The sequence below is a fragment of the Komagataeibacter kakiaceti JCM 25156 genome, assembly GCF_000613305.1.
On the sequence record NZ_BAIO01000520.1, the window covers coordinates 1 to 1,606 of the forward strand.

At 67.7% G+C, this 1,606-nt stretch carries 1 protein-coding gene; it reads right to left on the bottom strand.

Going from position 1 to position 1,606, the window contains the following annotated elements:
• On the bottom strand, positions 1-1,495 hold a 1,495-nt coding region (locus tag JCM25156_RS16130), incomplete at its 3' end, for an ATP-binding response regulator (protein ID WP_025813925.1).
• Positions 1,496-1,606: the final 111 nt, after the last annotated feature.

Below are 1,606 nucleotides of genomic sequence, written 5' to 3' on the forward strand. Positions count from 1 at the left end.
CCGCCCCCGGCTGGCTGCGCACCTGCACCTCCCCCCCCACATGGCGGATGAAGCCATAGATCATGGACAGGCCCAGCCCGGTGCCGCGCCCCACATCCTTGGTGGTGAAAAACGGCTCGAACACACGGGCCAGCGTTTCGGGGGACATGCCCACCCCCTGATCGATAACGGAAACCATGACATATTCACCGGGCACCAGATTCGTGCCCGCCACGATTTCCTTCACCCGCTTCAGCTTGGTGGAAACCCGGATCACGCCGCCGCCGGGCATGGCGTCCACCGCGTTGATGCACAGGTTGAGCACTGCGAGTTCAAGCTGGCCCGCATCCGTGCTGACCGGCGGCAGGCTCCCCTCCGACGCGGCGGTATCCACCACGATGGTGCAGGGCGCGCCGCCATCCTTGCCCTGGCGGGAGACCACGGTCTGCGCCAGCAGATCCTTCATGCCGTGCAGCAGGGCGTTCACATCCACCGGTTCAAGGCTCAGGTCGCGCGGGCGGCTGAAATTGAGCAGCCGCCGTGTCAGCGAAGCCCCGCGCTGGGCCGCGGCGGAGGCATTGTCCAGAAGCCGCGCCATTGGCCCGCTTTCCGGCCCCAGGTCGCGCACCAGTTCAAGCGAGCCCAGCACGGCGGTCAGCAGGTTGTTGAAATCATGGGCGATCCCACCCGCGAGCGTGCCCAGCGCCTGCATCTTTTCCGCCTGCCGCAGCCGGGCCGCCATTTCCTGCTGGCGGGTGATGTCGCGGTTGATCACGACGGAACCGGCCGTGCCATCCCCCAGCGCGCCCAGCACCACGCGGGTGATCTCGCGCCAGCGCCCCTGCGCGCCGCCGCGTATATGGGCGGGCAGTTCAAGGGTCTCCTCGTCACGGCCCTCGGCCCGCAGGCGGTCCTGCGCCGCACGGATGACGGGCAGGAGTTCGGCGTCGCACAGTTCCTCCTCCGTCTGGCCAAGGCAGGCGGCGATGTCGCGGCCATAGAAATCGGCCGCCTGCTGGTTGATGCGGATGAAGCGGCCCTGCGCGTCCTTGAACCCCAGCCCGGAGCGCAGGTTGTCCAGCAGCCCATGCAGCAGCATGCGTTCGGTGCGCAGTTCACGCTCCAGCCGGTGGTAATCCGCCGCCTGCACGATCATGGCGCGCAGGGCGTCGGGATCCCATGGCTTGTGGGAATAGAACGAAATGCGCCCCTGATTGAGCGCCGCCGCCACCGCGCCAATATCGGCATAGCCCGTCAGCAGGATCGCCTGTGCGTCGCAGGTTTCGCGCGCGCGCGCCAGCATGACATCGCCGCCCATTTCAGGCATGCGCTGGTCGGACACGATCACATCCACATCATTGCGCGTGGACAGGATTTCCAGCGCCGCGAGGGGGGACGTGGTGGACAGCACGGTAAAGGTGTCTTCCAGCAGGTCCGTCAGGGCGACGAGGATCTCCGCCTCGTCATCCACCAGCAGGACAACGGGGCGCGGCTGTGCCGCCTGGTCGGTCGTCATTGGTCAGCAACTCCCTGCCGCAAGGATTCGGGACGTGGGGGTTCGGAATGCGCGCGCCGGGCCGGATCGGGGGTGGAGGCCTGACCCGGTGGCAGGCTTTCGCCGCCTGGC